At 44.2% G+C, this 25,790-nt stretch carries 27 protein-coding genes; 9 read left to right on the forward strand and 18 right to left on the reverse strand.

Features of this window, described 5'->3' with window-relative positions; genetic code table 11:
* Nucleotides 1–73 precede the first annotated feature (73 nt).
* From HU824_RS03745 to HU824_RS03775, 7 genes are all read right to left on the reverse strand, one after another.
* Complete coding sequence (locus HU824_RS03745; protein ID WP_176468139.1) at nt 74–2,128, reverse strand: tetratricopeptide repeat protein; 2,055 nt, start codon at nt 2,126–2,128, stop codon at nt 74–76.
* A gap of 116 nt (nt 2,129–2,244) precedes the next feature.
* Nucleotides 2,245–2,802, reverse strand: coding sequence for a peptide deformylase (gene def, locus HU824_RS03750; RefSeq protein ID WP_016273433.1), 558 nt, complete (start codon nt 2,800–2,802; stop codon nt 2,245–2,247).
* Between the two features lie 46 nt (nt 2,803–2,848).
* Nucleotides 2,849–3,274 carry a Holliday junction resolvase RuvX gene (gene ruvX / locus HU824_RS03755; protein WP_016273432.1) on the reverse strand — a complete coding sequence of 142 codons (426 nt, stop codon included), beginning with the start codon at nt 3,272–3,274 and terminating at the stop codon, nt 2,849–2,851.
* Between the two features lie 117 nt (nt 3,275–3,391).
* Nucleotides 3,392–4,144 carry a YjbH domain-containing protein gene (locus HU824_RS03760; protein ID WP_230469218.1) on the reverse strand — a complete coding sequence of 251 codons (753 nt, stop codon included), beginning with the start codon at nt 4,142–4,144 and terminating at the stop codon, nt 3,392–3,394.
* A 126-nt stretch (nt 4,145–4,270) separates the two neighbouring features.
* Entirely contained in the window at nt 4,271–5,395 is a 1,125-nt protein-coding gene (locus HU824_RS03765) for an OmpA family protein (protein ID WP_016273430.1), read from the reverse strand.
* A 41-nt stretch (nt 5,396–5,436) separates the two neighbouring features.
* On the reverse strand, nt 5,437–6,363 hold the full coding sequence (locus tag HU824_RS03770) for a DUF3869 domain-containing protein (protein WP_176468140.1): 927 nt from the start codon (nt 6,361–6,363) through the stop codon (nt 5,437–5,439).
* 13 nt (nt 6,364–6,376) lie between these two features.
* Entirely contained in the window at nt 6,377–7,624 is a 1,248-nt protein-coding gene (locus HU824_RS03775; RefSeq protein ID WP_176468177.1) for a hypothetical protein, read from the reverse strand.
* Nucleotides 7,625–7,745: 121 nt separating this feature from the next.
* On the opposite strand from HU824_RS03775, the gene HU824_RS03780 reads away from it, so the two are divergent.
* Nucleotides 7,746–8,084, forward strand: coding sequence for a hypothetical protein (locus HU824_RS03780; protein WP_176468141.1), 339 nt, complete (start codon nt 7,746–7,748; stop codon nt 8,082–8,084).
* Between the two features lie 42 nt (nt 8,085–8,126).
* Here the strand turns inward: HU824_RS03780 and HU824_RS03785 are convergent, their stop codons facing one another.
* The 9 genes from HU824_RS03785 to HU824_RS03825 form a co-directional block, all read right to left on the reverse strand.
* Entirely contained in the window at nt 8,127–9,092 is a 966-nt protein-coding gene (locus HU824_RS03785; RefSeq protein ID WP_176468142.1) for a PCMD domain-containing protein, read from the reverse strand.
* Between the two features lie 25 nt (nt 9,093–9,117).
* Nucleotides 9,118–10,224 carry a sulfotransferase gene (locus HU824_RS03790; protein WP_176468143.1) on the reverse strand — a complete coding sequence of 369 codons (1,107 nt, stop codon included), beginning with the start codon at nt 10,222–10,224 and terminating at the stop codon, nt 9,118–9,120.
* Nucleotides 10,225–10,325: 101 nt separating this feature from the next.
* The gene (cysN, locus tag HU824_RS03795) at nt 10,326–11,789 is read right to left on the reverse strand and encodes a sulfate adenylyltransferase subunit CysN (protein WP_176468144.1); all 1,464 of its coding nucleotides are present in this window, start codon (nt 11,787–11,789) and stop codon (nt 10,326–10,328) included.
* A gap of 39 nt (nt 11,790–11,828) precedes the next feature.
* Nucleotides 11,829–12,740, reverse strand: coding sequence for a sulfate adenylyltransferase subunit CysD (gene cysD / locus HU824_RS03800; protein ID WP_016273423.1), 912 nt, complete (start codon nt 12,738–12,740; stop codon nt 11,829–11,831).
* A 6-nt stretch (nt 12,741–12,746) separates the two neighbouring features.
* The gene (cysC, locus tag HU824_RS03805) at nt 12,747–13,352 is read right to left on the reverse strand and encodes an adenylyl-sulfate kinase (protein WP_136009257.1); all 606 of its coding nucleotides are present in this window, start codon (nt 13,350–13,352) and stop codon (nt 12,747–12,749) included.
* Nucleotides 13,353–13,374: 22 nt separating this feature from the next.
* Complete coding sequence (locus tag HU824_RS03810) at nt 13,375–14,928, reverse strand: SLC13 family permease (protein WP_016273421.1); 1,554 nt, start codon at nt 14,926–14,928, stop codon at nt 13,375–13,377.
* Nucleotides 14,929–14,935: 7 nt separating this feature from the next.
* Entirely contained in the window at nt 14,936–15,760 is an 825-nt protein-coding gene (gene cysQ / locus HU824_RS03815; RefSeq protein WP_176468145.1) for a 3'(2'),5'-bisphosphate nucleotidase CysQ, read from the reverse strand.
* A gap of 294 nt (nt 15,761–16,054) precedes the next feature.
* Nucleotides 16,055–16,555 carry an SPOR domain-containing protein gene (locus HU824_RS03820; RefSeq protein ID WP_016273419.1) on the reverse strand — a complete coding sequence of 167 codons (501 nt, stop codon included), beginning with the start codon at nt 16,553–16,555 and terminating at the stop codon, nt 16,055–16,057.
* Nucleotides 16,556–16,605: 50 nt separating this feature from the next.
* Complete coding sequence (locus HU824_RS03825) at nt 16,606–17,010, reverse strand: lipocalin-like domain-containing protein (RefSeq protein WP_176468146.1); 405 nt, start codon at nt 17,008–17,010, stop codon at nt 16,606–16,608.
* Between the two features lie 173 nt (nt 17,011–17,183).
* Between HU824_RS03825 and HU824_RS03830 the strand changes: the two genes are divergently transcribed.
* From HU824_RS03830 to HU824_RS03845, 4 genes are all read left to right on the forward strand, one after another.
* The gene (locus HU824_RS03830) at nt 17,184–18,458 is read left to right on the forward strand and encodes a DEAD/DEAH box helicase (protein WP_176468147.1); all 1,275 of its coding nucleotides are present in this window, start codon (nt 17,184–17,186) and stop codon (nt 18,456–18,458) included.
* Between the two features lie 173 nt (nt 18,459–18,631).
* Nucleotides 18,632–18,841: a YtxH domain-containing protein gene (locus HU824_RS03835; RefSeq protein WP_176468148.1), complete on the forward strand. Its 210-nt coding sequence runs from the start codon at nt 18,632–18,634 to the stop codon at nt 18,839–18,841.
* A gap of 19 nt (nt 18,842–18,860) precedes the next feature.
* Complete coding sequence (locus HU824_RS03840; protein WP_016273415.1) at nt 18,861–19,214, forward strand: phage holin family protein; 354 nt, start codon at nt 18,861–18,863, stop codon at nt 19,212–19,214.
* A gap of 12 nt (nt 19,215–19,226) precedes the next feature.
* Entirely contained in the window at nt 19,227–19,487 is a 261-nt protein-coding gene (locus tag HU824_RS03845) for a hypothetical protein (RefSeq protein WP_016273414.1), read from the forward strand.
* An 80-nt stretch (nt 19,488–19,567) separates the two neighbouring features.
* Here HU824_RS03845 and HU824_RS03850 read toward each other — a convergent pair whose 3' ends face one another.
* Nucleotides 19,568–20,539, reverse strand: coding sequence for a type I phosphomannose isomerase catalytic subunit (locus HU824_RS03850; RefSeq protein ID WP_016273413.1), 972 nt, complete (start codon nt 20,537–20,539; stop codon nt 19,568–19,570).
* A gap of 199 nt (nt 20,540–20,738) precedes the next feature.
* On the opposite strand from HU824_RS03850, the gene HU824_RS03855 reads away from it, so the two are divergent.
* From HU824_RS03855 to galK, 3 genes are read left to right on the forward strand one after another with little or no spacing between them, the layout of a single operon-like run.
* Complete coding sequence (locus HU824_RS03855; protein ID WP_136009315.1) at nt 20,739–21,836, forward strand: aldose epimerase family protein; 1,098 nt, start codon at nt 20,739–20,741, stop codon at nt 21,834–21,836.
* 35 nt (nt 21,837–21,871) lie between these two features.
* Nucleotides 21,872–23,155, forward strand: coding sequence for an MFS transporter (locus tag HU824_RS03860; protein ID WP_136009260.1), 1,284 nt, complete (start codon nt 21,872–21,874; stop codon nt 23,153–23,155).
* A 60-nt stretch (nt 23,156–23,215) separates the two neighbouring features.
* The gene (galK, locus tag HU824_RS03865) at nt 23,216–24,370 is read left to right on the forward strand and encodes a galactokinase (protein ID WP_176468149.1); all 1,155 of its coding nucleotides are present in this window, start codon (nt 23,216–23,218) and stop codon (nt 24,368–24,370) included.
* Nucleotides 24,371–24,376: 6 nt separating this feature from the next.
* Here galK and HU824_RS03870 read toward each other — a convergent pair whose 3' ends face one another.
* Complete coding sequence (locus HU824_RS03870; protein WP_176468150.1) at nt 24,377–24,544, reverse strand: hypothetical protein; 168 nt, start codon at nt 24,542–24,544, stop codon at nt 24,377–24,379.
* A gap of 92 nt (nt 24,545–24,636) precedes the next feature.
* Between HU824_RS03870 and HU824_RS03875 the strand changes: the two genes are divergently transcribed.
* Complete coding sequence (locus HU824_RS03875; protein ID WP_176468151.1) at nt 24,637–25,776, forward strand: aldose epimerase family protein; 1,140 nt, start codon at nt 24,637–24,639, stop codon at nt 25,774–25,776.
* Nucleotides 25,777–25,790 lie beyond the last annotated feature (14 nt).

Here is a 25,790-nt window from a genome sequence, read left to right on the forward strand (position 1 = left end):
TATGTATATTTCATTTTTCAGAACGCAAAAATAACTAATTCTTTTTGATATTCTATTTTTTAGCAAAAAAATGTTATTCACGTGTAACTGTAAACCTCTTTATAATGTTATAGGCCGACACAATGCCCAACTCTCCGGCTTTACTCAAATCGGAAATACCTTGTTTGTTATTCCCCAAAAAGATATGTGTCAATCCACGGTTAAAGTATGCTTCTGCAAAATCGGGACTCAACTCAATCGCCTTATCATAATCCACCAAGGCGGCACGGTAATCCTTCAGCAACGAAGACACATTGCCACGGTTGTAATAGCCATAGACAAAATCAGGAGCCAATTGGATAACATGATCCAGGTCATTCTTCACAACTTCATAGTCGATGGCCGTCACTTCAGGCTTTTTCATTTCCGTTGCACTCAGAGTGGCACCTTCACTCATTGTGGCTTCGGCCTTTTTATATTCCAGTTGCTTATAACGCACCAAAGCACGCATAAAGTATGCCGGGAAGAAAGTATCATCCAACAAAATACTTTTCGTAAAGTCATCTATGGAACTGGCAAAATCCTGAACCAGATAAAAATCCAGACCTCTCATGAAACGTTTTTGGGCATTCCTCTCATCAGCTACCACATCAGACGTATGAGCATCTATCAAAGCAAAGTGGAAACGTACTTGTTCCTCCGTCAGCGGAGCCTCCATATTGGTAATGCGCAGTGGCTTCGGGAACTGTTTCGAATGGTTCAGTTCCTCGATATACTTATGATAATGTACGATACGCTTCACATCGCTCAATTTCTCATAATATGTCAAAGCATACATCGGCTCAAGCTTGATGGTCACATTCCGGTCTTGTACGCGTCCGCGATAATCGCTCTTATAACGCTGGTCAGCTTCCGAATCGTCCGCTATTACAATTTTCCGATAGTTTTCCATGTTCTTGTCCGATTTCTTACGTGTTTTCCCGCCATTGGAGTTTTCCGAAGAATTATCCGCAACATCCTTACTGTCGCTATCTTCTTTTTTCTCACCGGAAGAAACACCGTTGCGCTTATCAATCTGCATCTTCATGATTTTGAACTCATCCTGTTCAGCCCCCTTATGGTCGCCAATCTTTTTACGGGCTTCGGCACGCCGATAATAGCCTGCCATAAAATTAGGATATTCTGCAATCACTTTGGAATAGTCGCTGACTGCTCCCCGGTAATCCCCCGTTTGAGCACGCAACAAACCACGATTGAAGGTAGCCATCATGTTGTCCGGTTCTATCTTCAACACAAAATCAAAATCCTCTATCGCCCGGTTGTCATCGCCTACCTGGGCACGCAGCAAACCTCGGTTGTAGTGCCCGAGAAAATTATTCGGATCAATATCCAGAGCCAAGTCATAGTCGCTCATGGCACCTCTCAAATTATTCTGATGGAAACGCGCCAAGGCACGGTTGATATAGTTGCCGGCATTCTTTGCACTCAGATGGATGGACTGGTCCAAATCAGCTTCAGCCTCTTTATACTTCCCTTGCTGAAGACGTACAATGGCTCTTGCCCCCCATCCGTCCGGGTCATAGCGGTCCATACCGATAGCTTTGTCAAAATCATACAAAGCCTGTATCGTATCGTTCTGTTTCAGAGAAACCTCACCACGCATAAGATAAGCGCGTGTGTACTTGGGGGCAATTGTCAGGAGCGTACCCAAATCTTCCTTAGCCGACTCATAATCTTCTTTTTGAATATGGCAAAGGGAAAGATTATGCCAAAGCACCAGATTCTCGGGGTCGTATTTGAGGGCAGTTTTATAATCTTCAATCGCCCTGTCAAACTTGTTCTGCCGGATACGTGCCAGTCCTCTGATCTGGTAAGCACCTACTACGAAAGGATTTCTTTGAATCGCAGCATCGCAATCACTCTCCGCCCCCTGATAGTCATCCAGATTGATTTTTGCCAGTCCGCGAAAAAAATAAGGCTCATATAAATAAGGCTTCGCGTTGATTACCTGATTAAAATATTGGATAGAAAGCACGTAATCCTCAAAATACAATGCATTCCGAGCAATGGTCATCACCCGTTCCGTATTGATTTGTGCATACAGCAACGTGGGTAGCAGCAAAATAGCCGTCAGTATTTTTTTTATCATCTTGTTTTATAAATACTTGTAAACGAAACAAAAGTAACGTTTTTCGCTTACTTGTCAGGATTCACGGAATACTTTTTATATTTTTTGAGCCTTTTATACCATATTATATGATTGACTTATTTCTTTACGGTTTTCACCTTATAAGTACAGTGCGCCTTGCCTTTCAACATGGCATTCAGTTTTCCTTTAATCATCTGCTTGCGGAGCGGAGACAAATGGTCGATAAACATCTTTCCTTCCAGATGGTCGAACTCATGCTGCATCACGCGTGCCAGATAGCCTTCTACAATCTCGTCGTGCGGTTCCAGGTTCTCGTCCAGATACTCCACACGTATCTTATCGCCACGCTTCACAGATTCATGAATTCCCGGGAGGCTCAAGCAACCCTCATCCATAGACACGGTTTCACCTCCCACTTCCAAAATATGGGCATTGATATACACCTTACGAAAATCTTTGTATTCCGGCAAATCTTCAGACAGAACATCCAAATTGATAACCACAACACGGATAGGAAGACCTATTTGCGGAGCTGCAAGCCCTACACCTTCGGCATGGTCCATGGTTTCAAACATATTCTCAATAAGTTCCTTCAAGTTCGGATAGTCCGGAGCAATATCCTCTGCCACCTTTCTCAATACGGGCTGGCCGTACACATAAATGGGTAAAATCATTTCCTTAATTACAATATTACTTAATTACACATTACTTCCCTATACATTATAAGAAGGAGAAGCGCTTGTTCTCCAAATAAGTTTGCAGAATAATAGTCGCACTGATTTCGTCCACCAACGCTTTGTTCTGGCGAGCTTTCTTCTTCAAGCCGGCCTCAAGCATCGTCCGATGAGCCAGAACAGAAGTAAAACGTTCGTCTACATATTCAACCGGCATGTCAGGCAGTTTCTTCTTCAACGAACGGACAAAAGGCTCGATATTCCTCATGTTTTCCGAAGCCTCATTGTTCATCTGCTTAGGCAGACCTACCAAAATCCGCTCCACCGGTTCCTTAGTCACATAATCAAGAAGGAACTGCAACAGTTGGTGTGTAGGCACAGTTGTCAGTCCATTGGCAATCATCTGCAATGTATCGCTCACGGCTATTCCCGTACGTTTCCGACCGTAGTCTATGGCTATTATTCTACTCATAATGGGCTACAAAATTACGATTAAAATTTGGATTTTGCCGTTAATCTTACATATATAATACAGAAAAAGGGGATGTCTGGTAATATCAAACATCCCCTCCTCTGATTTTTCCACTAATTATTTCAGATGAATTTTGTATGTGAGCCCTCCACTGAAATACTTCATCCTCTGCATTTCCAGCTGCACATGCAGATGCTTGAACAGCAGATAGGTGGCTCCCAGGGCAAAGTCCTTGGAGTCATACTCCGCTATCACCCTCAACTGCGGATGAAAGGAGGGATTGTAGGTGACACCCAATGCCAGCCCGTTCAGCTTGTACTCCTTGCGGTTGTTATAAAGGTAGGAAAGGTGAACGCCCACTTCCTCCTTGCCCATGACGGGTATATGCTTGGAAGCGGCAATATAGAAACGGCTGTAATAGCCGTTACCTTCCGTGGTGCCGACTTGTCCCCCTCCGGAGGAAGTGAACGGGTCGGACGTCCCCAGCACGACAGCCGGCATGTATTTCCAGAACTGTCCCTCCTTCAACACACGCAAACGGGCTGAAAAGTAACGGTCCTGGTTCGTGAATCCGCTGTACCCGTATGGTTTCAGGCCCAACGCCTCCGCCTTGAAAAGCGTACATGTGTAGGCCACTTCCAGAAAGGGGAAGATGGTGACATTCAGAAAATAGTTGTAGGTATGATAGTACCAGGTGGGCGGTGTGAGTTCCTTGTTCAGGAAGTTGCCGCCGACCATGAAAGTCTTGTCGCGCTGCATCTCCGCAGAGGGTGCGTGCAACAGCCCCGTCGTACCATACGTCAGCTGAGAAAAGGCCGATAGGGAAAGGCTGCAAGACAGAACGATAAGAAATAGCTTGAACTTCATCATCACATATAAATTCAGTCGCTGATAAAAATGGGTTGCTTTATAACATGCATCGGACATAGTACCAAAAAAAGGCGTCTGAGTCCCAGACGCCTTCATTTTTAGAGTCTATTTGTCACTTGGAGTATATTATTCCAAGATAACTACGCGGTTCAAGAAGTTCTTGCCGAACATATTGGCAGTACCACCGAATCCTACGAGTTCGAGCTGGTCTTTGTCAACACCCTGAGCAATCAAGGCATCGTAAACAACCTGAGCACGCTTTTCAGACAGCTTTTGGTTCCAAGAAGCGCTACCGGTAGCCTTGTCTGCATAACCTGCAACCTTGTACTTCTTGTCCGGATTAGCCTTCAGAATCTTGGCAGCCAATTCGATGTTAACTTTACCATAGTCATCCAGACGGGCGCTACCAATCTTGAAGAAGATAGCACGCGGACCGGCAACTTCAACTTCCTTGGTCACTTCCTTCACTTCCGGTTTAGCATTGGCCAGTGCGTTCTTGCAGTTAGCCAGGTCAGCCTGAGCCTGAGCCAGCTCGCTTCTGTATCTGTTGATTTCTGCATTGACAGCATCTTCGTCTACATTGGAAGCAGGCAGGAACTTCTTGCCACCGAAGATGTAGCTTACACCTGCGGTCAGCATACCTGTACCTTCAGCCTTGCGATGGCTACTGATGTTACCGAAAACGGACGGAGCGATAGCACCACGGGCTTCTACGTCAATAGCCCACTTGGTGTTGATATTGAACTTCAAGCCCAAACCGGCAGAAGCACCTACACGGGCTCTAGCCTTAGCCTCGCCATCAGGAATCATTGTTCCGTCGTTTTGAACCATTACGTTGGTAGATTTTGCTACTGACAACTGAGGACCGGCAAAACCGTAAACCTCGAAGAAACGGTTAGGATTTACACCGGCAAACAATGTAGACAAGTTGACCATTGCATCAATGTTACCGCCAATGTAAGTCTTGTTATGTTCCCAATATGCGTTATCCAGGCACAAGTGTTGAGTAACACCGTTCACCTGAGCACGTACTCCCCAAGTCGGAGTAATCAGCTTACCCAATGATACGCTGAAATGCGGAGCAATCTTGTTGAAACCATCATTGTTGATGGAATGAATACCGCCACCTACACTGACAAAAATATTGTCGCTCCATTTCGGAGTGTAGTAGCTCTTTTTTTCTTGTGCATTCAGGTTTGCTGCACAAGCGCCTGCCAACAATAAGGAGGCTATCATTAATTTACTTTTCATCTTTTCTTTGGTTTAAAGATAAACAACAACTAAAAAATCAATTAGTTTTCACCAATACCACCACCGGCATTGTTACCATCGCCATGACCGTGACCATGATCGTGACCGTGTGCTACAGAAATAAATCGAGGATCAACTACTGTATTTACAACTTCCTTGATTTCTACACCAGGAACAGTATAAGAAACGCCGTCAACAGTAGCAGTAATGCTCTTCTTTGTTGTTTTGTAATTGTTGATAATGTTTACACTAACCAACTTAGTGAAAGGCATAATGATAATATCCTTAACCATTTCTCTTTTCTCTATACCCGGATTGTATGACGCAACCAAAGCTTTCAATACATTTTTTACATCAGCAGCAGACATTGCCTTCGTAGTAGGCATAGCGTCAATCCACTTTTCTACATCACTCAGATTTTGAACTTTCTGACCATACTCAGCATCGTACTTGATTGACTTTACAATAGGTTCTTCACCTGCTTCAGTATTATCGCCAAGGTCCATCATAACAGTTTTATCATCAGAGAGTTTAGCATCCTCTTCATCTTTCGCTGTAGGATTATCGAAAGCAGCATCTACCCGTTGCAAGAAAATACTTACCGGAACAACAGCAGACTTACCTTTTGCAAGAGCAGGAATAGTAGCTTGTCCTTCTCCGGCTACATAGCCACTTTTTGTAGCAGCAAAAGTTCTTGTTGCCGCAGCAATTGTACCATCTTCACCTGCTTCTACTTTGATTGAATTAGAAACAGCAGCTCCATTTTCTGTAATTGCAGCATCTGTGATAACAGAGCCGTCATTCAAGTCGTATACAGTAACAAGAATGGTAGCACTTGCAGGTTCTACTTCTACGGGTGCAAAATTAAATTCCTCTTTTTCGCAGCTTGTGAACATCATGCTTGTCAAAGCTACTGCAGCCAATGCCAATTTAGCACTTACGCCGCTTAAAAAACTTCTTTTTCTCATTTCAATTAATTAATTAAAAATTTAACAATTCCGACTTAATAAAATATGGGTTAAAACTATTCTTCTCCATTATATTATCGCTTGCTTCCGACCGATATTGCTTATAATAATACCTTTCATTACCGGCATTATAAGTAATACCCATATTGTTTGAAGCATTAACACGCGGCACATATCCTTTTCTTCTATATTTATAAGCGGGCAATGCCACTTGGAAACGGAATCCTCCGTTTGCCTTTATATTTTTTGCCTTTACCGCATAAAATCCAATCGAACAATATCGGAAATGGCGTATCATATCAAACCGCACTCCTTTTTCTTTCAGCATATACCGTTCTGTTTGCAGCGTAAACTGCATATTGTAACGCGGCCAATAGAAGCTACCTCCCAAAGACCATGAAAGCAACCATTGCGAAGGATCATACTGGAATTTGAATCCATCCCACCTTCCGGCTCCCGTATACCCCATTCGGGCAAACACTGAAAAACGTTCATCCTTGAAAGGCCGGGAAAATTCCGCATCAAAACCATAACGACTACCGTTAAAAATGCCAATCGTTGTTTTGCCGAAAACATTATATGGCAAACGAAAGCGCTGCGAAACCGTTAAAAAACCCGGATGAACTTTTCCTTCCCGCTTTCCATAACCATCATTATATACCGGTATTTTCATTTGCGCCGTAAGCTTCATGCCTTTCCACAGCGAAACTTCCACGGCCGGGCTCAAATCAAATAAAACCTGGTAAATCTGTGTAATAATCAGATTCTTGAAAGCCAACTCCGGATACACCAATACATCAATCTTGAACAAAGAGCTATTTTTCAACTTTATTTTCCGTGCACTCTCCCAAGCGTCACCCAGCTCATAGCTTACATGCCAGTCTTTACGCTCTGCCTGAGGCACCGAATCACCCTTTAGAGGATGGTAATAAAGAGAAATCTGAGGCACATTATTATCCAGAACTATTATCCGGCACGGTTTTTCTTCCGACAAACCCGTCTTTTGGATAACATCCACCGCTTTGCCTATGCCTACGCCTTGCAAACGATATGCAGAGTTCTGCAGAACATAAACACGTTCATCGTCATCTTCCGTCCATCCAACATTTTCAAATCCCATTTCCACTAAAGCATCTACAGTACTTTCTCCCGTTTGACAAATTCCTTTTAAAGGAAGCAAACAGAATAAAAAGAACGCCGCACACCGTGCTATTGTTTTAGTATTTAGGCACTTTTTTATGTTAGAGTTTTTATACCTCATTTTTTCAACCTTTTTTGTGTCCGTATAACACAAAATGCGGTGCAAAAATAGATACATTTTTAATAATACCAAAGATTTTTATCTGAAAAGATGAAATAATATCGTTTTTTCTTCAAAAAGAATGAATAGAAAAATTATTTGCAAAAATAGCGGCTGCACCGGAAAAACCATAAACCTGAGGTCTGGCGACGTAAAGGTCAACTTGAGTGGTGCAGAGGTCAACTCAGGCGATGCAAAGCTGACATTGGTACACTTGGTACAGAGGTTCATCCGTCCTCTTGCCTCACACACGCGCGTATGCGCGCCAGGCCAAGCGAAGTACGGAAAGACAGGCCCTCTTAACCTTCCGGTATTTGCGACCGATGCCGTAGAATTCCGTCAGGTGTTACAGAATGCCGGTCCTGATTTTTCTGCCCTTTTCGGATTCCCCCCTCTCTTTCCCGCGCGTACGTGTGTGTGAGGCAAGAGGACGGATGAACCTCTGTACCAAGTGTACCAATGTCTAATAAACCAATTTTACATTGTCAATCCATAGCGAGTTGCCGGGAGACCCTATATAAGCACCACCATGACTAGAGGTAAATTGCAGCAGCAAATGAGTGGGCACATCATCCTCCGTGCCCCAGGCAACCTCCTTAACCGGTACACTTTCTCCTTTACTATTAACTGCATAGCGTTCTTCAACCTGAAGGCGCATCATGTGGGCCTTGTATGCAGGATCACCGGTAATATCACCGTACATGATGGAATAAGTGGCATTATTATGCCAACCGGTAGTAGTATAATATCTTACGACCATCGTTCCTACGCGCTTGGCATAGATATTCCCCTTCTCATCCTCCCAGCGCTTTTGCAAGAACAGATTCACTTCCGGAAAGTCCTTTCCTTCCACATCTGTGATACGGCTAAAGCCCGTTGCACGGATACGCTTCTCGCGGTCGGACATCTTTACTTTATAATCAAACTGTATGGCGATAGGTTTCTTTGTAAAAGGTATGCCGGAATTCAGCATTTTCTGCGGATTCTTGGTTCCCTTGATAGGTTCGTGCACCTCACCCAGAAACATGGATCCGGCAGCCAGCACTGTGATATCCACGAGTCCAAAAACCTTTACACTCTCCATACGGGTGTCCATGCGGGCGCAGAAACCATCTCCCCTTTTTTCCGGAAAAACAGAAGTATTGGTTTTCGTAATACCGGCTACCCGTGCCATCACATTGGATGTCGCCCATGGCGAACCTCCCATATTCTTATATGCCTTGGTTTCGGTGACAGTGGCAGCGGGCCCGATGGCATACACATTCTTCGTAGCACCGCCAATAATACCGGACTCCTTGATTTGACGGTCAATCCACTGATCCATATTTCCGAAAGGAATCAACTCTACCTCGTGCTGCTGCGCAGAAACAAATCCGCAACAGAACATGGCAGACAGCACTCCCCATATACGAACTTTCTTTTGAATCATTTTTTTCATTGATAATCGGCAGTCATTATAAATCGTAATTCCACTGTTGCAGCGCAAAATTCCAGTTATCCTGAACCAACTGCACCGTACGCTCATCATACTTGTATTTATTCTTCTTATACCCTTTCTTTCCGCCTACATACTTCTCAATATCGGCACGCGCTTCTGCAAAACCCGGTATGGACAAGGCCTTGTAGATATGCTCAGTCATTCCCATCGCATCCGCTTCGAAGTCCTCAAACTTCACCTCTATCAGATTTCCTTCAGGAATACATGCCTTGTCCGCCTCGTACTTATGATACAGTTTGGCATAAATGGACAATATGTTCTTTTCAAGTTCCTCATTACTGATGTCCTGCAGTTTCAACGGCTGAATGGTGTTAGTAAAGAAACTACGTGTACTTTCGAAAACAGTATAAGGATTGCGCATCAGATAGATGAACTTAGCATTGGGGAACATCTTGACAAGCTCTTTCACACGTCCCGTATGAGGCGGATTCTTACTAAGGAACTGGGTTCCGTTCGTATTCCAAAGAGAAATCTTTATCAGTTTGACGAAAGTCTCCTCAAACACTTTCAGTTCTTGCTCCGTGATATCATCAAACAGCAGGTATTTATCGGCATACTCTTGCTGATACTTGGGCAGAAACCAGAAATTATAATAGGTATAGGGCATCATATTTGCCAAAGCAAACTCCTCTTCCTGCGGAAGGTCAACAGCAAGCTCCATATTGTCCGTGGGACGTTTGTCCGGCATCAGCCAACTCATGTTCTTCTTAAAGAAAGGCTGCCCCCACATCATAAGATGCGGAAATACAGTCTGGTATGTCGTGTTGTAGCCGAAATGCCTGTCGCAGGAGAAGACATTATGCACAAACGTAGTCCCGCTACGCCAGTGTCCCAAAATGAATACCGGGTCGTGCTCCAGAGGCTTAGCAGCCAGAAGCTTTTCATAGCGCCTGTCCTGCAGAGGAGCCAAAGTGGACAGCAGACGGCAGACGGCTTTTGTCAGCCGGTACTTACCTTTGTAGGCGGCACCGATATCACGACCGCCTGTTATATCCTTGAATGTCTTCCAATCCGCACCTACCAATGTGTTTATAGGAAGCTTGTTGAATTCTAATAATCCCATTATAGTCTATATATTAATATATTACATTTAGCACACATATACCTCTCACGGCAAAAGCCGTTTCCTCTGCAGGAAACGGTCATACTCCGCACAAGTAACGTCTATTCCTTCTCTATAATCACTGCAATGCCCTGGCGTTTAAGTTCCTTCACAGCCTTTTCGATAGCCTCATAATGTTCGGGAGCAATACCCAACTTAGGCAGGTTCAGCACAGGCATGTCCTCGGACAAGTGCATATCCTTATCCTCCACCCTATCGATAATCATACCTACAGCACTGGTATTGTTGGTTATCGGGTCTATCAGGATAAACGAACCGGTAGCCTTATTCTGCTGATAAGGGTCAAAGAAAAGCTCTTTGGCAGTAGTCAGCACCACGCGCGCAATTTGATTGAGCTGCATCGGCAATGTTTCCTTGCTCAGTTTTCCGTTGTCAAGGGAAAGATGCTCCATCGTATTGACATCCACCTTATACTTAATGCTGTCGATACGGGTGCGGCTTATATTGGTGGTCTGCTTGATGAAGAATGATTTGTTTATATCCATCGGCTCTTCATCCATCCAAACCAGCATCGTCTCAAAATTGCGGTCCATGACAGGCAGGTTATCCGGATGTACCAGCATTTCCCCTCTCGACACATCTATCTCGTCTTCCAGCGTCAAAGTGACGGACTGGGGCGGAAAGGCGTAATCCAATTCGCCGTCGTATGTAACTATACTCTTGACATGCGACTTCTTGCCGGAAGGCAATGCCATCACTTCATCTCCCTTACGGACAATGCCCGAAGCCACCTTGCCGCAAAAACCACGGAAATCGAGATTGGGGCGCAAGACGTATTGAACCGGGAAACGAAAATCCTTCAGATTATGGTCATTGTCAATATGTACCGTCTCCAGGAAGTCAAGAAGTGAAATGCCCTCATACCAAGGAGTACGTTCCGACTTCTCCACCACATTGTCTCCGTCCAAGGCTGACAGCGGAATGCAGTTCACATCAGGAATGCCCAACGGAGCTATAAACTTCCGATACTCATCGACTATCTCATTAAAACGTTTTTCGGAAAAATCCACCAGGTCCATCTTGTTGACAGCAAGCACCACATGCTTGATGCCCAGCAACGACACCAGGAAAGTATGCCGGCGCGTCTGCGTAATGACACCCATACGTGCATCCACCAGAATAATTGCCAAGTTGGCCGTAGAGCCTCCGGTAATCATGTTGCGCGTGTATTGCTCGTGTCCCGGAGTGTCGGCAATGATAAACTTACGGTTATTGGTCGAGAAGTAGCGGTATGCCACGTCGATGGTGATGCCTTGTTCGCGCTCTGCCTTCAAGCCGTCCAGCAAAAGGGCATAGTCTATATGGTCACCGGCATTTCCCATGCGTTTGCTGTCACGCTCCAGTGCGTCCAGCTGGTCTTCGTACAATTTCTTGCTGTCGAACAACAAACGGCCTATCAATGTGGATTTTCCGTCATCCACAGAACCGGCAGTCAACAGCCTCAGCAAATCCTTTTGCTCATCTTTGTCAAGGAAAGCCTTTATATCAAGTGTAGAATCGTTCATCCTAATCTTTCTGTTTTTAATTCTTAATTTCTAATTCCTTTAGAAGTATCCCTCACGCTTCTTCTGCTCCATGCTTGCGTCCTGGTCGAAGTCAATGACCCGGGTTGTCCGTTCACTCTTGGTAGTGGTCATCATTTCTTCGACAATCTTCTCGATGGTATCGGCATCGCTTTCCACAGCACCGGTCAAGGGCCAACAGCCCAGCGTACGGAAACGCACCATACGCATCTTTATCTGGTCGCGGTACTGTTCCGGCAAACGGTCGTCATCTGCCATTATCAGATTTCCGTCAATCTCCACGCAAGGACGTTCCTTGGCAAAATACAACGGCACAATAGGAATGTTTTCCAGACGTATATATTGCCAGATGTCCAGCTCCGTCCAATTACTTAACGGAAATACGCGGATGCTCTCTCCCTTATGTACGCGGGCATTATAAATATCCCACAACTCGGGACGCTGATTTTTGGGGTCCCATTGATGGAACTTGTCGCGGAAGGAGAAAATACGCTCTTTAGCGCGTGACTTCTCCTCGTCGCGGCGAGCGCCACCGAATGCAGCATCAAACTTATGCTTATCCAATGCGTGGAGCAAAGCTTGCGTTTTCATCAGGTCCGTATGTACCTTGCTGCCATGCGTAAAGGGTCCGACCCCCGCATTGAAAGCTTCCATATTGCTTTCCACTATCAGGTTCCAACCGTACTTCCCGGCATACTCGTCACGAAACTCTATCATCTCCTTAAACTTCCACTTGGAATCGATGTGCATCAACGGGAACGGCACTTTGCCGGGAGCAAACGCTTTCTCGGCCAAGCGCACCATAACCGAAGAATCCTTGCCGATGCTATACAGCATCACCGGATTCTCAAACTCCGCCGCCACTTCACGGATAATATGAATGGACTCTGCTTCGAGTTCCTTCAAATGGCTCAATTTATATTCTTCTTTCATTATATTTTATTTCTTCTGAGTTCTTGGTAAAATAAGTTCCAGCAGCTTGTTGACTGATTCTTCCAGGCTGAGAACAGAGGTGTCCAACGTCAGAGCCGGATGGACAGGTTCCTCAAAAGGCGCGGAAATACCCGTAAAATTCTTGATTTCTCCCTTGCGTGCCTTGGCATAAAGCCCCTTCACGTCACGGCGTTCACACTCTTCAAGCGGGGTACTGACATAAACTTCCAGAAAATCGTCTTGTCCGATAATATCAGCCGCCATCTCACGAATATCGTTATTGGGACTGATAAAAGCCGCAATTGTTATGATACCCGTATCAAGAAAGAGTTTTGATACTTCGGCTATACGCCGGATATTCTCCACACGGTCGGCCTCCGTAAAACCGAGGTTATTGTTGATGCCACTACGAATATTGTCACCATCCAAAATACGGCAAAGCAATCCCCTCTTATGAAGCTCACGCTCCAAGGCAATGGCTATCGTGCTTTTGCCGGATCCGCTCAAACCGGTAAACCAAATCATCACGCTGCGCTGCTTCAACAAATCTTCTTTGTCCTTCCGCATCAGCATTCTGTCAAATATCGGATATATGTGATTGTTTTCTTCCATATGTTATTATTTCTTCTTTTTTTTAAAATGGCCAAATTAAAGGAATCAAGAAAACGGATATCAAGAAAGTGATGATATTCAAAGGCAATCCGATACGTACAAAATCCGTAAACTTATAGTTACCGATACCTTGTACAATCAAATTAGTCTGATATCCTATAGGAGTGGAGAAACTGGCAGAAGCCGCCATACAAATCACCACAAAGAAAGGCATTGGGCTGACTCCCATCTGTGAAGAAATGGAAAGTGCCAACGGGAAAGCAAGTGCCGCAGCCGCATTGTTCGTAATCAGTTCCGTAAACAAGTTCGTTATGATAAACATAGCAGCCAGTAACACGTGGGGGCCATAATGATGGCTCATGCCTATAATGAAACGCGCCACAACATCCGCCACACCGGAATTCACCATCGCCTTGCTGATGGCAAAAGCACAAGCAATCGTAATCAGAATATCCCAAGATATATACTTGGTATACTTGCGGGCCGGGAATATCTTTGTCCAGGCCATAATGATGGTAGTAATGGAAACGAAGAAAAACATGTCCAGCTTGATTTTCGGGAAAGCTTCCTTGACAGCCGGAAGTTCACCGACCGTCGCACCCACTATCATCAATATCAGCAAAGCCAAGGCAAACCAGCGCTTTCCCTTTCCAGGCACCGGTTCCGTATCCTTGCCATTGGCCAGCAACACGAATACCGAAGATTCCCCCCAGGTCTTTACAAAAGAGTCATCGGCCATCACCACCAGCGTATCCCCTTCGCGGAGATATTCATTTTCCAAATTTCCGGCAATGCTCTGACCGCTACGCTTAATCTCTTTCACTTCGGCCCCATAATGCCGTTTGAAATTAAAATCACCCAGTTTCTTGTTGATACCGGGAAAACGGGCACCGAGTACAGCCTCCACCCGATGCAAATCTCCATGCTCCTCCGGCTCCTCATCAAGCTTCACCGCATCCGTACGAACATCCGGCAAAAGCCTTGAGGAAAAAGCGAACAGATAAATAACTCCCACAATCGCAATGAAAATCCCCACTTTGCCCAACTCGAACATTGCGAAACCCTCATATCCGGCTTCCAATATCATACCATGCACCACCAGATTGGTCGATGTGCCTATCAACGTACAGATACCACCAAGTATCGTAACGTATGAAAGAGGTATAAGGAACTTGGTAGCAGGCAACTTCACCGATTCCGCCCAACGCTTGATAATGGGAGCAAAGATAACAACCACCGGAGTATTGTTTAGAAAAGCTGAAATAAAGGCGATGGTGGGTAACATACGGAATTGTGCTTTAAAGACCGTAGTCTTACCTTGGGGAAGCAGCTTCTTGATTATTTGCCCCAAGGCACCCGACTGCCTGATACCTTCACTGACCAGAAACAGCATGGCGACGGTCATCATCCCCTTATTACTGAACCCTTCCAACATCTCCTTAGGAGTGAGGATACCTGCACACAGGAACAATACTACGACGGAAAAGAGTACCATGCCCGGACGCATTTTATCCAGAACCAAGGCAATCACCATGCCCAACAATCCCAACAGCACAAACAAAATCTCAAATGTCATAAAATCGTTATTTTATTTCGGTACGTTCAGGCTCTACGATGAACCACGGATTCAGCAAATCCTCCTTATTATATTGCAAAGGTTCCTCCTTCCCCGCCTGATAAATCTCCATTCCGGCAGCACGTGCAATAGCATGCCCTGCCGCCGTATCCCATTCCATCGTAGGAGCAAAACGAGGATATACATCAGCCTTGCCTTCAGCCACCAGACAAATCTTGATGGAACTCCCGCTTGATATCAGGTCGACTTCCGCATGGCTGCGTTTCATCTGTTCTATATAATCTTCCGTCTCGGGCGTCAGATGTGAGCGGGAAGCCACAATTACAAACCGCTCATGCGCGCTTGTCTCCGGCAACCGGACAGCTTTCGCAATCAGTTCATCCCAAGGCATTCCATCACGTGCAACAATACCGGACAGCTTATAGGCACCCGAACCATGCACGCCAAAATAAAGTTCTTTTTTTACCGGCAAATAAATGACTCCCATCACCGGTACCGACTGATGTACCAAAGCTATATTCACTGTAAACTCACCGTTCCTCTTTATGAACTCCTTCGTACCGTCCAAAGGGTCTACAATCCATAAGGTCTCCCAACTCCGTCGTTCCGGAAAAGGCAAATGCTTACCTTCCTCGCTCAGCAGAGGGAAAGGTGTATCAGCCAAAAAACGGCAGATAGTTTCATGAGCCTTACGGTCGGCAATAGTAAGAGGAGAATTATCCGCTTTTTTTTCTACCTGAAAATCCGATGCCGGATCATCGTAAATGGAAAGAATTTTCTCGCCAGCCTGCAAGGCGGCATCAATCGCATTCAGTATATATCGTTGTTCCATACTATATTCTTCTCAAAGATAAAGCGCAAAATTAGAAACTTTTTCAGGCCCGAAAGTTTTCACCCCTTGTTTTATAACTTCTTTTAAACGAAAGAGAGAATATTATAAGCACTTTTCACAATCAGGAAAATAAAGCCGGAGCAAAGAAACAGAGGGAAGTATTCACGAAGGAAGAGGGAATAAAATTCTTTCGGCATATCATCAAAAAGGCAGTAACTTCGCAGTTACTGCCTCATCATGAAAGGAAACATATATTCCTTTCTGTTCTGTTATGAATTACCAAAAAGAATTCTATTAATTGACGCTATACAACAGCCATGCTTTCTGGAAGTCATCATTCGAAGGATGTTTAGCTTTGAAAGAGTCGCGCAGATTCTCGGCGGATGCTCTGTCATCGAATGTACCGATAACTACACGATACAGATTTCTTTCTGCATTGTAAACCACCATTGCAGCATAACCTTCATTCACCAATGTCTGCTTCACACCTTCTGCATTAGCTTTCACGCTATAAGCTCCGCAAACCACACTGAAGGTTTTCAAGCTGGTACCACCTGATACCACAGTCACCTTTTCCTGACGCATGCCGACAGGTGCGCTTTCCACCACTTTCACTTCTACCGGAGCGGTAACCACCGGAGCCACCTCTTCAGCAGGGGCAGTTGTTTGCGGCTCGGCCAATTCCTGCTGTTTTGCCTTTTCGTATGCTTTCTTATAAGCACTTTCACTTGATTTACAAGAAGAGAATGCCAGAGCTATGCACACTCCCATTCCCAATACGGCTAATCTTTTCATCTTTTCTATTGTTTTTATTAGTAAAATCTATGTCTATTCTTATCTTTATCTCAAAATTTCCGAAAAACTGATTTCGTGCTCCCATATTCCAAACGCAATGAAGAGCAGGACAATTCTTCTACTTTAAAGGTGCGTTTTCCTTCCGGCCATCCGAAATAAGTATCATAATTTTCATCGTTAACACTTTCGGGCAACAAAATAATGGAAATTTCAGCACCTTTCAAAGAATAATTTCCAAAAAACGTAGTCAATCCGCCATCTTTCAACAAACATATGGCAGAAAAACTTCCTTTTTGAAAATTATAGAATACACAGTCCACCTTTTCCGATGTACCGTCGGCATATTGGTACTGACGCAACTGCCACTTACCGGCCAAGTCTCCTCCACCATTCATGCAAGCAGTCAGAGTACAAGCCAGTGATACGATCCAAAGATATTTTAAATGCGATTCCATCTTTTTTCCATCCCATTTCTAAATATGGAACAAAAGTACACCATAACATGCGATTATACCTCAGCTTCCTTAGTTAAATATAATTAAACCCTACCATAAAAAGAGATTTCCCGAAATACTTGACGTATATTTGCCAAATATAAACAGAGCATGAGGCTCACTTAATTGATTGCATGACATTTGAAAATTTGAATTTGATAGAACCTATATTGAAGGCTCTTCAAGAAGAGGGGTATTCCGCCCCTACCCCAATCCAAGAAAAATCAATCCCTATATTACTTCAAGGAAAAGACTTATTAGGATGTGCCCAGACCGGAACAGGCAAAACCGCCGCATTTTCCATCCCTATCTTGCAAAAACTGTATAAAACAGATAACCGCAAAAGTATCAAAGCACTCATTCTGACACCGACCCGCGAGCTAGCCATACAGATAGGAGAATGCTTCAGTGCGTACGGCAAGTATACCGGATTGAGGCACGCCGTCATCTTCGGCGGCGTAGGACAAAAGCCACAGACAGACGAACTGAGACGTGGAGTACAAATACTGGTTGCAACTCCCGGACGACTGCAAGACCTGGTCAACCAAGGTTTCATCAACCTAAAAGCACTCGAATTCTTCGTTTTGGACGAAGCGGACCGTATGTTGGACATGGGATTCATACATGATATCCGACGCATATTAAAGCTATTGCCCGCAAAACGACAGACTCTCTTCTTTTCGGCCACAATGCCTCCCGAAATAGAAACCTTGGCAAAAACCATGCTGACGCACCCTGAGAAAGTGGAAGTCACCCCCGCATCGTCTACAGTTGACACAATCTCCCAATCAGTCTATTTCGTTGAGAAAAAGGAGAAAAAAGACTTACTGATTCATCTGCTGAAGAATCCGGCTATCGAGTCCGTACTAATCTTCACCAGAACTAAATATGGAGCAGACAAACTTGCGCGTATTCTAAACAAATCAGGAATAAGGGCTGAAGCCATACACGGAAACAAGTCGCAGAATGCCCGGCAGCGTGCACTGACCGGTTTCAAATGTCACGATTTGCGCGTACTGATTGCAACCGACATTGCAGCACGGGGAATTGACGTAGAGCAACTATCACACGTCATCAACTACGAGCTGCCCAATATCCCGGAAACATACGTACACCGCATCGGACGCACCGGACGTGCCGGCCACGATGGCATTGCACTTTCTTTTTGCGAATCGGAAGAGCTGCTTTACCTGAAAGACATCCAAAAGCTGATAGGAAAAAACATACCGGTGATAAAGGAACACCCTTTTGTCACTGCCGATGGCATGAAGGCCCAAGAAGCCAAAACCGAAGAAATCAAAACCAAAACCAAGGATAGCAAGGCTTATCGCGGAAGCCGCGCAAACGAAAACCATCGGAGAAGAAAGAAGCGAGCTACCCCGAACAGTCCTATAAAGGGAAACAGATAGTTCAGCCTACTCTACTCCATATCAAGTCCGTATCTGCTCCTCATCTATATGCCTGGAGCAGATACGAAAATGAAAAACAAAGAAAATTCAAAAAAAGCAGATATTCCGAACAAACTTCCAGAAAATTTGTTAGCTTTGTTGTATTAACTTCAAAAAAAGAAAGGAATATCATTATGAAAGGATTAAATGTTCTAGCAGCTTTTCTGGGTGGTGCCGCTGTAGGCGCAGCCCTTGGTATCTTGTTCGCTCCTGAAAAAGGAGAAGACACACGTAACAAAATCGCAGAGATTCTCCGCAAAAAAGGCATTCGCCTGACCCGAAACGAAATGGAGGATTTGGTGAATGAAATCGCAGCAGAGATTAAAGGTGAAGTAACGGAATAAGACTAAAAATAGAGCCACTATGTTCGCAGATGACAAAAGTATAGAAAATATGCAGCAGTTGTTCACGGAATTCAAGAAATACCTGGAGCTGCAAAAGGAATACACCAAATTGGAGATTATTGAAAAAACATCCCAACTACTCTCCACTCTTTTATTAGTGCTACTGCTTATTACTCTCGGCGTAGTGGTTCTGTTTCATCTGTCGTTTACGCTGGTCTATGTTTTAGCTCCATTGGTAGGCGGGCTCATGATGAGTTTTGCACTTATCACATGTTTTCACATACTACTCATCGTTCTGCTTGTCTCTTTCCGCAGAAGACTTATTATCAATCCGATAACAAAGTTTATCGCTAAATTATTCTTAAACAATTAATTTGAAATATTTATGAATAATACCACCAATACCATTCCAGTCACTTTAGAAAGTATCGCCCGGCAGAAAGCCGAGCTTCAGCAAAAAATACGGTTGCAAAAAGAAATCATGACCGGACTTACACACGAGATTTTCGCTCCGCTGCGACCTGCCACTAACAAGGGCAACGCCATGATGAGGACATTCAACACGGGTATGGCAATCTTTGACGGTATAGTATTGGGAGTAAAAATGATGAAGAAGTTCAAAAGATTCTTTGGAAGAAAGAAGTAATACTCCGAATAAAAAAAGATAAGGGTGGCATTTTTTGCGAAATGCCACCCTTATCTTTTTATCTAAATGCTCCAAAACTCTTACACGTATGTTTCAAGCAGTTTTACCGAGCCCTCAGGCACAATTGTGACCTCTTGAGTTGCAGCCGGAAGCAATACCGTCTCCCCTGCCTGTACAGTAACTTCATTCTTTTCATTGTCTATCATGCGACATGCGCCTTCCACACAAATAAAGATAACAAAGGAATCCAGTTCAGAATAGTCACAAGTGATTTCTTCCGTCATGTCATAGATTGAAGTCGTGAAATACGGACTTGCCACCATTTCTACCGGTTCATTCTGCACCTGTTCGTATTCCGTACGAAAATCGTCCTGCACATCTGCAAAATTAATGGCATCAATAGCCTGGCTTGTATGCAGTTCTCTTGATTTACCGTCCTTATCCTTACGGTTATAATCAAAAATACGGTAAGTGATATCCGACGTCTGCTGTATTTCTGCTACAAAAGCTCCCGCACCAATTCCGTGTACGCGGCCTGCAGGCACATAAAACACATCGCCCGGTTTGATGGCACAAGTCTGCAGGACATCCGCAAACGTACCATTATACACCCGTTCCTTATATTCTTTCGGAGTAATCTGCTCTGCAAAACCGGAAATCAGCTTGGCACCTTGGTCAGCGGCAACAACATACCACATTTCATTTTTACCAAAACTGCTATGACGTTTCTTAGCCAACTCATCACCCGGGTGTACCTGAATCGACAAGTCCAACTTGGCATCAATAAACTTTATCAACAAAGGGAACTTATTTCCGAAACGTGCATAGTTAGCTTCTCCTACCAGGTCTTCCTTATATTTCCTGACCATATCCGGCAACGTTAATCCTTTGTCAGCACCATTGGCCACAATGGACTCACTACCTTCTACTGCCGATACTTCCCAACTCTCACCTACATTGGCAAGGGTATCATTCAAATGTTTGAATGGAATAATCTTATCGCCTCCCCAAAGCGTTTGCTTCAGAATAGGCTCAAATTTTAGAGGATACATTCGTTGTTTTTATTAGAACTTTCTGTTAATGATGTAATTTTTTCTAGATTCCGGGGACAAACATACAAAAAATATCAATTTGTATTCCATTTGCTAAACGCTAAACTTTCCTAAAATGTTCTTCACATTTCCTTCCAATTACTTGGGGGAACAAAAGAATTTCTTTTTATTTGCAAGAAATTTAATTAATACCATGGATATGATAAACACTACTCCAACAGAAAGTAATTTGTCCGGTTTGAACCCCCGAGACTTTCAAAAGGATATAAATAACAAAAAGACAGATTTGTTTATCCTGAAGAATGCCCAGGGAATGGAAGTTGCAGTTACTAATTACGGCTGTGCAATACTTTCCATCATGGTACCCGACAAAAATGGCAAATATGCCAATGTTGTATTAGGACACGACAGTATTGAGCATGTAATCAACAGTCCGGAACCTTTTCTGAACACTACCATCGGACGCTACGGCAACCGGATAGCCAAAGGAAAGTTCACTTTATACGGCGAAGAGCACCAATTGGCAATCAATAATGGTCCCAACTCACTGCATGGCGGTCCGACCGGTTTTCATGCTCGCGTATGGGATGCTGTCCAACCGGAGCAATCAACGGTTATCTTCAACTATATATCCGCTGACGGTGAAGAAGGCTTCCCCGGAAATCTCGAAGTAGAAATGACTTATCGCTTGGAGGATGAAACCAATGCTCTGGTCATCGAATACCGGGCTACTACCGATAAAGCCACCATCGTCAATCTGACCAATCACGGTTTCTTCAATCTTGCCGGTATAGCCAATCCCTCTCCTACAGTCTTAAACAATATCGTTACCATCAACGCAGATTTTTATGTACCCATTGATGAAGTATCCATCCCTACCGGAGAAATATTAAAGGTAGAAGGTACTCCAATGGATTTCCGTACTCCCCATACTCTTGGTGAACGGATTGATGAAAAGCATACGCAAATTGTGAATGGTGCAGGATATGACCATTGCTATGTACTGAACAAGACAGAAAGTGGAGAACTGAGCCTTGCAGCTACCTGCACAGAGCCCGACAGCGGACGAACCATGGAAGTATATACAACTGAGAATGGCGTACAGCTCTACACCGGAAACTGGCTTGGAGGCTTTGAAGGTGCCCATGGAGCTACTTTCCCGGCAAGAAGCGCAGTCTGCTTTGAAGCCCAGTGTTTTCCCGACACGCCCAACAAGTCTCATTTTCCGTCGGCAGTATTGCTGCCGGGTGACGAATACCAGCAAGTGACTATTTATAAGTTTGGCATACAAAAATAAAATATTATTAATAATAATTCAACACAAATTTCATCATGAGTAACCCAAAAAAACAATGGGGAGCCATCATCATTATGATTGCGCTCTTCGCAATGATTGCTTTCGTAACAAATCTATGCTCACCGATGGCAATTATCGTTAAGAACGATTTCGGTGCCAGCAATGTATTGGCACAAATCGGAAACATCGGGAATTTCATCGCTTATCTGGTCATGGGTATCCCTGCCGGTATGCTTATTTCCAAATTCGGCTATAAGAAAACCGCCCTCATAGGTCTTGCCATCGGTATCGTCGGCATCTTGATACAATGGCTTAGCGGACATGTGGGCAAAGAAAGTGCATTCCTTGTTTATCTGATTGGTGCATTCATCAGCGGATTCACCATGTGTATTTTGAACTGTGTGGTCAACCCGATGTTAAATATTCTGGGCGGCGGCGGCAACAAAGGCAACCAGCTTATCCAGATTGGTGGCGTATTCAACAGCAGTGCTGCAGTTGCCGTTTATATCATCATGGGTGCCTTGATTGGTGATGCTACCAAAGCACATATTGCCGATGCAACTCCTGCTTTGATGATTGCACTTGCTATCTTTGTAATAGCAGCCATCGTTATATTTTTCACTAAAATAGAAGAACCGGAACAGGCTCCTATCGACATCACACTGATAAAAGGCGCTATGAAGTACCGCCATTTCATGCTAGGTACATTAGCCATCTTCCTCTACATGGGTATCGAAGTAGGCACACCTACCTACATCCTTCAATACCTGACCTCCGCACCCGATGCCGCTACTCCGGGACGTGGAATGGATGCCAACATCGTAGGACTTATCGTGGCTGTCTATTGGCTGATGATGCTTGTCGGACGTTTTGTAGGCGGTAGTATCGGTGGCAAGGTAAGCAGCCGTACAATGATTACCACCGTATCCTCAGTCAGCATCCTGCTTGTCATCTTCGGCATGTTCGCGCCAGCAGACGTCACAGTAAACGTACCGGGTATCGACTGGGCTAACATTTCAGTGATTTGGGCAGAAGTCCCCATGGGCATCTTCGCTTTCCTGCTCGTTGGCCTCTGCACCAGCGTAATGTGGGGTGGTATCTTCAATATGGCAGTCGAAGGATTGGGCAAATACACAGCCATCGCCAGCGGTATCTTCATGACAATGGTGTTCGGATGCGCTGTTATGGTGCCTCTGCAAGGCTGGATTGCCGACATTACCGGCAACTACATGTCAAGCTACTGGGTAGTGGTATTCTGCTCTGCTTATGTATTGTTCTATGCTTTGGTCGGTTCCAAAGTATCTGACGGAAAGAAATAACCTCAGAAAAAGCGAAAGAATAAAATAAAAATCTATTATTCACCTTAAAAAATAAATATCATGGATATAGAATACGTAAGAAGCCGTTTCATCAAGCACTTTGACGGAACAACGGGAGCAGTTTATGCTTCTCCGGGACGCATCAACCTTATCGGTGAGCATACAGACTATAACGGTGGTTTTGTATTCCCCGGAGCAATCGACAAAGGAATGATTGCAGAAATAAAGCCCAACGGTACAAACACAGTAAAAGCTTATTCCATCGACCTGAAAGATTATGTGGAATTCGGCTTGAATGAAGAAGACGCACCCCGCGCAAGCTGGGCAAGATATATTTTCGGCGTGTGCCGGGAAATGATGAAACGCGGTGTAGATGTAAAAGGATTCAATACTGCTTTTGCAGGCGATGTGCCTCTGGGTGCAGGAATGTCCTCTTCAGCAGCTTTGGAAAGTACCTATGCCTATGCTTTGAACGACTTGTTCGGTGACAACAAAATAGACAAATTTGAACTGGCAAAAGTGGGACAATCTACAGAACACAACTATTGTGGTGTAAACTGTGGTATCATGGACCAATTTGCTTCCGTATTCGGAAAGAAAGGAAGCCTCATCCGCTTGGATTGCCGTTCACTGGAATATCAGTATTTCCCATTCAATCCGCAAGGTTACCGTCTGGTTCTTGTAGATTCTGTAGTGAAACACGAACTTGCATCTTCAGCATACAACAAACGTCGTCAAAGCTGCGAAGCTGCCGTTGCCGCTGTCCAGAAGAAACATCCACACGTAGAGTTCCTGCGTGACGTTACCATGGAAATGCTGGAAGAAGCCAAAGCCGACATAAGCGCAGAAGACTACATGCGTGCAGAGTATGTCATCGAAGAGATTCAACGCGTACTTGACGTTTGCGATGCCCTGGAAAAAGGCGACTATGAAACTGTAGGTCAAAAGATGTATGAAACACATCATGGCATGAGTAAGTTGTATGAAGTAAGCTGCGAAGAACTCGATTTTCTGAATGACCTTGCATTCGATTGTGGAGTTACCGGTTCACGTGTCATGGGCGGTGGATTCGGTGGATGTACAATCAATCTGGTAAAGGATGAATTGTACAGCACATTCATCGAAAAAGCAAAAGATGAATTCAAGAAGAAGTTCGGCAGAAGCCCGAAAGTATATGATGTAGTCATCAGCGACGGTGCCCGCAGATTAGAATAATAGACATCAGTATTCAAATAAAAGGCGTTTCCCGGCAATGGGAAGCGCCTTTTTCTTCCCCCCTATTCCACCGTTTTCCACTCTGAAAACAAAATCATCCGAGAAGTTTATTCCGAACACATCTATCTGTACAGCCAGTTGGCACAGATATGTTTCTTGACATTTATGTTGCATAACATATAAAAGTGTACAGCCTACACTAAAGAAAAGTGTTACTTTTACACCAAAAGAAAGATAATCATCTCATTCACATTAAATACAGAACCATGAAAAGACATGTTCTACTTGCAGGAATTACCGCAATAATGCTAATTGCGTGCAATCAAAAGACAGAAACAACGCTTACGCTGTCCGGTCTTAATCCAGTAAAATTCCAAACAACAATCAATGATGCCCAAACACAGCTTTATACGCTGAAAAATAAAGCGGGTATGGAAGTGTGCATCACAAACTTTGGAGGACGTATTGTATCCATTATGGTACCCGACAAAAATGGAGTTATGCAGGATGTAGTGTTGGGCTTTGACAGCATTGCGGATTACATCAACATTCCAAGTGACTTTGGCGCTTCTATCGGACGCTACGCCAACCGGATTAATCAAGGAAAAATAGTTCTTGACGGAGATACCATACAGTTACCACAGAACAATTTCGGACATTGCCTGCACGGTGGCCCCAAAGGATGGCAGTACCAAGTATACAGCGCCAATCCCATTGACAGCACTACTCTGGAGCTCACCCGCATTTCACCGGATGGAGACGGGAATTTTCCGGGTAACGTTACGGCAAAAGTTCTTTTTAAATTAACAGATGACAATGCAATTGATATAAAATACAGTGCTGCAACAGACCAAAAGACGATTATCAATATGACTAACCATTCTTACTTCAATTTGTCAGGTGATCCTTCAAAGGCAGCAACAGACCACATCTTATATATCAATGCGGACAACTATACTCCGGTAGACAGTACTTTCATGACAACCGGAGAGATTGTTACTGTAAAAGATACTCCTATGGACTTCACAACTCCGAAAACTGTCGGACAAGATATTACCAATTACGACTTTATACAATTGAAGAACGGAAACGGTTACGACCACAATTGGGTTTTGAATACAAAAGGCGATATAAATCAAGTAGCCGCCCAGCTGACTTCACCGACAAGCGGCATCACTTTGGAAGTCTATACCAATGAACCAGGCATCCAAGTGTATACCGGCAACTTTCTAGATGGTACAATAAAGGGGAAAAAAGAAATCACATACCACCAACGTGCTTCTGTATGCCTTGAAACACAGCATTATCCAGACAGTCCCAACAAGCCTCAATGGCCTTCCGTTGTTCTGGAGCCCGGACAAATTTACAATAGTGAATGTATTTTCAAATTTTCCGTAGAAAAATAACGATAACCTTATAA

The organism is Bacteroides sp. L10-4, assembly GCF_013373675.1.
GTDB classification, from domain to species: Bacteria; Bacteroidota; Bacteroidia; order Bacteroidales; family Bacteroidaceae; genus Bacteroides; species Bacteroides muris.

What these genes read in the sequence shown, in the direction of transcription:
- HU824_RS03775 (WP_176468177.1), bottom strand. Translation starts at nt 7,624, where the DNA reads ATGAGGTATAAAAACTCTAACATAAAAAAGTGCCTAAATACTAAAACA.
- cysD (WP_016273423.1), bottom strand. Translation starts at nt 12,740, where the DNA reads ATGAAAGAAGAATATAAATTGAGCCATTTGAAGGAACTCGAAGCAGAG.
- def (WP_016273433.1), bottom strand. Translation starts at nt 2,802, where the DNA reads ATGATTTTACCCATTTATGTGTACGGCCAGCCCGTATTGAGAAAGGTG.
- HU824_RS03760 (WP_230469218.1), bottom strand. Translation starts at nt 4,144, where the DNA reads ATGATGAAGTTCAAGCTATTTCTTATCGTTCTGTCTTGCAGCCTTTCC.
- HU824_RS03875 (WP_176468151.1), top strand. Translation starts at nt 24,637, where the DNA reads ATGAAAAGACATGTTCTACTTGCAGGAATTACCGCAATAATGCTAATT.
- HU824_RS03845 (WP_016273414.1), top strand. Translation starts at nt 19,227, where the DNA reads ATGAATAATACCACCAATACCATTCCAGTCACTTTAGAAAGTATCGCC.
- cysQ (WP_176468145.1), bottom strand. Translation starts at nt 15,760, where the DNA reads ATGGAACAACGATATATACTGAATGCGATTGATGCCGCCTTGCAGGCT.
- cysC (WP_136009257.1), bottom strand. Translation starts at nt 13,352, where the DNA reads ATGGAAGAAAACAATCACATATATCCGATATTTGACAGAATGCTGATG.
- HU824_RS03770 (WP_176468140.1), bottom strand. Translation starts at nt 6,363, where the DNA reads ATGAGAAAAAGAAGTTTTTTAAGCGGCGTAAGTGCTAAATTGGCATTG.
- HU824_RS03790 (WP_176468143.1), bottom strand. Translation starts at nt 10,224, where the DNA reads ATGGGATTATTAGAATTCAACAAGCTTCCTATAAACACATTGGTAGGT.
- HU824_RS03830 (WP_176468147.1), top strand. Translation starts at nt 17,184, where the DNA reads ATGACATTTGAAAATTTGAATTTGATAGAACCTATATTGAAGGCTCTT.
- HU824_RS03745 (WP_176468139.1), bottom strand. Translation starts at nt 2,128, where the DNA reads ATGATAAAAAAAATACTGACGGCTATTTTGCTGCTACCCACGTTGCTG.
- HU824_RS03860 (WP_136009260.1), top strand. Translation starts at nt 21,872, where the DNA reads ATGAGTAACCCAAAAAAACAATGGGGAGCCATCATCATTATGATTGCG.
- galK (WP_176468149.1), top strand. Translation starts at nt 23,216, where the DNA reads ATGGATATAGAATACGTAAGAAGCCGTTTCATCAAGCACTTTGACGGA.
- HU824_RS03810 (WP_016273421.1), bottom strand. Translation starts at nt 14,928, where the DNA reads ATGACATTTGAGATTTTGTTTGTGCTGTTGGGATTGTTGGGCATGGTG.
- HU824_RS03785 (WP_176468142.1), bottom strand. Translation starts at nt 9,092, where the DNA reads ATGATTCAAAAGAAAGTTCGTATATGGGGAGTGCTGTCTGCCATGTTC.
- HU824_RS03850 (WP_016273413.1), bottom strand. Translation starts at nt 20,539, where the DNA reads ATGTATCCTCTAAAATTTGAGCCTATTCTGAAGCAAACGCTTTGGGGA.
- HU824_RS03825 (WP_176468146.1), bottom strand. Translation starts at nt 17,010, where the DNA reads ATGGAATCGCATTTAAAATATCTTTGGATCGTATCACTGGCTTGTACT.
- HU824_RS03820 (WP_016273419.1), bottom strand. Translation starts at nt 16,555, where the DNA reads ATGAAAAGATTAGCCGTATTGGGAATGGGAGTGTGCATAGCTCTGGCA.
- HU824_RS03855 (WP_136009315.1), top strand. Translation starts at nt 20,739, where the DNA reads ATGATAAACACTACTCCAACAGAAAGTAATTTGTCCGGTTTGAACCCC.
- HU824_RS03870 (WP_176468150.1), bottom strand. Translation starts at nt 24,544, where the DNA reads ATGCAACATAAATGTCAAGAAACATATCTGTGCCAACTGGCTGTACAG.
- HU824_RS03780 (WP_176468141.1), top strand. Translation starts at nt 7,746, where the DNA reads ATGAATAGAAAAATTATTTGCAAAAATAGCGGCTGCACCGGAAAAACC.
- cysN (WP_176468144.1), bottom strand. Translation starts at nt 11,789, where the DNA reads ATGAACGATTCTACACTTGATATAAAGGCTTTCCTTGACAAAGATGAG.
- HU824_RS03835 (WP_176468148.1), top strand. Translation starts at nt 18,632, where the DNA reads ATGAAAGGATTAAATGTTCTAGCAGCTTTTCTGGGTGGTGCCGCTGTA.
- HU824_RS03765 (WP_016273430.1), bottom strand. Translation starts at nt 5,395, where the DNA reads ATGAAAAGTAAATTAATGATAGCCTCCTTATTGTTGGCAGGCGCTTGT.
- ruvX (WP_016273432.1), bottom strand. Translation starts at nt 3,274, where the DNA reads ATGAGTAGAATAATAGCCATAGACTACGGTCGGAAACGTACGGGAATA.
- HU824_RS03840 (WP_016273415.1), top strand. Translation starts at nt 18,861, where the DNA reads ATGTTCGCAGATGACAAAAGTATAGAAAATATGCAGCAGTTGTTCACG.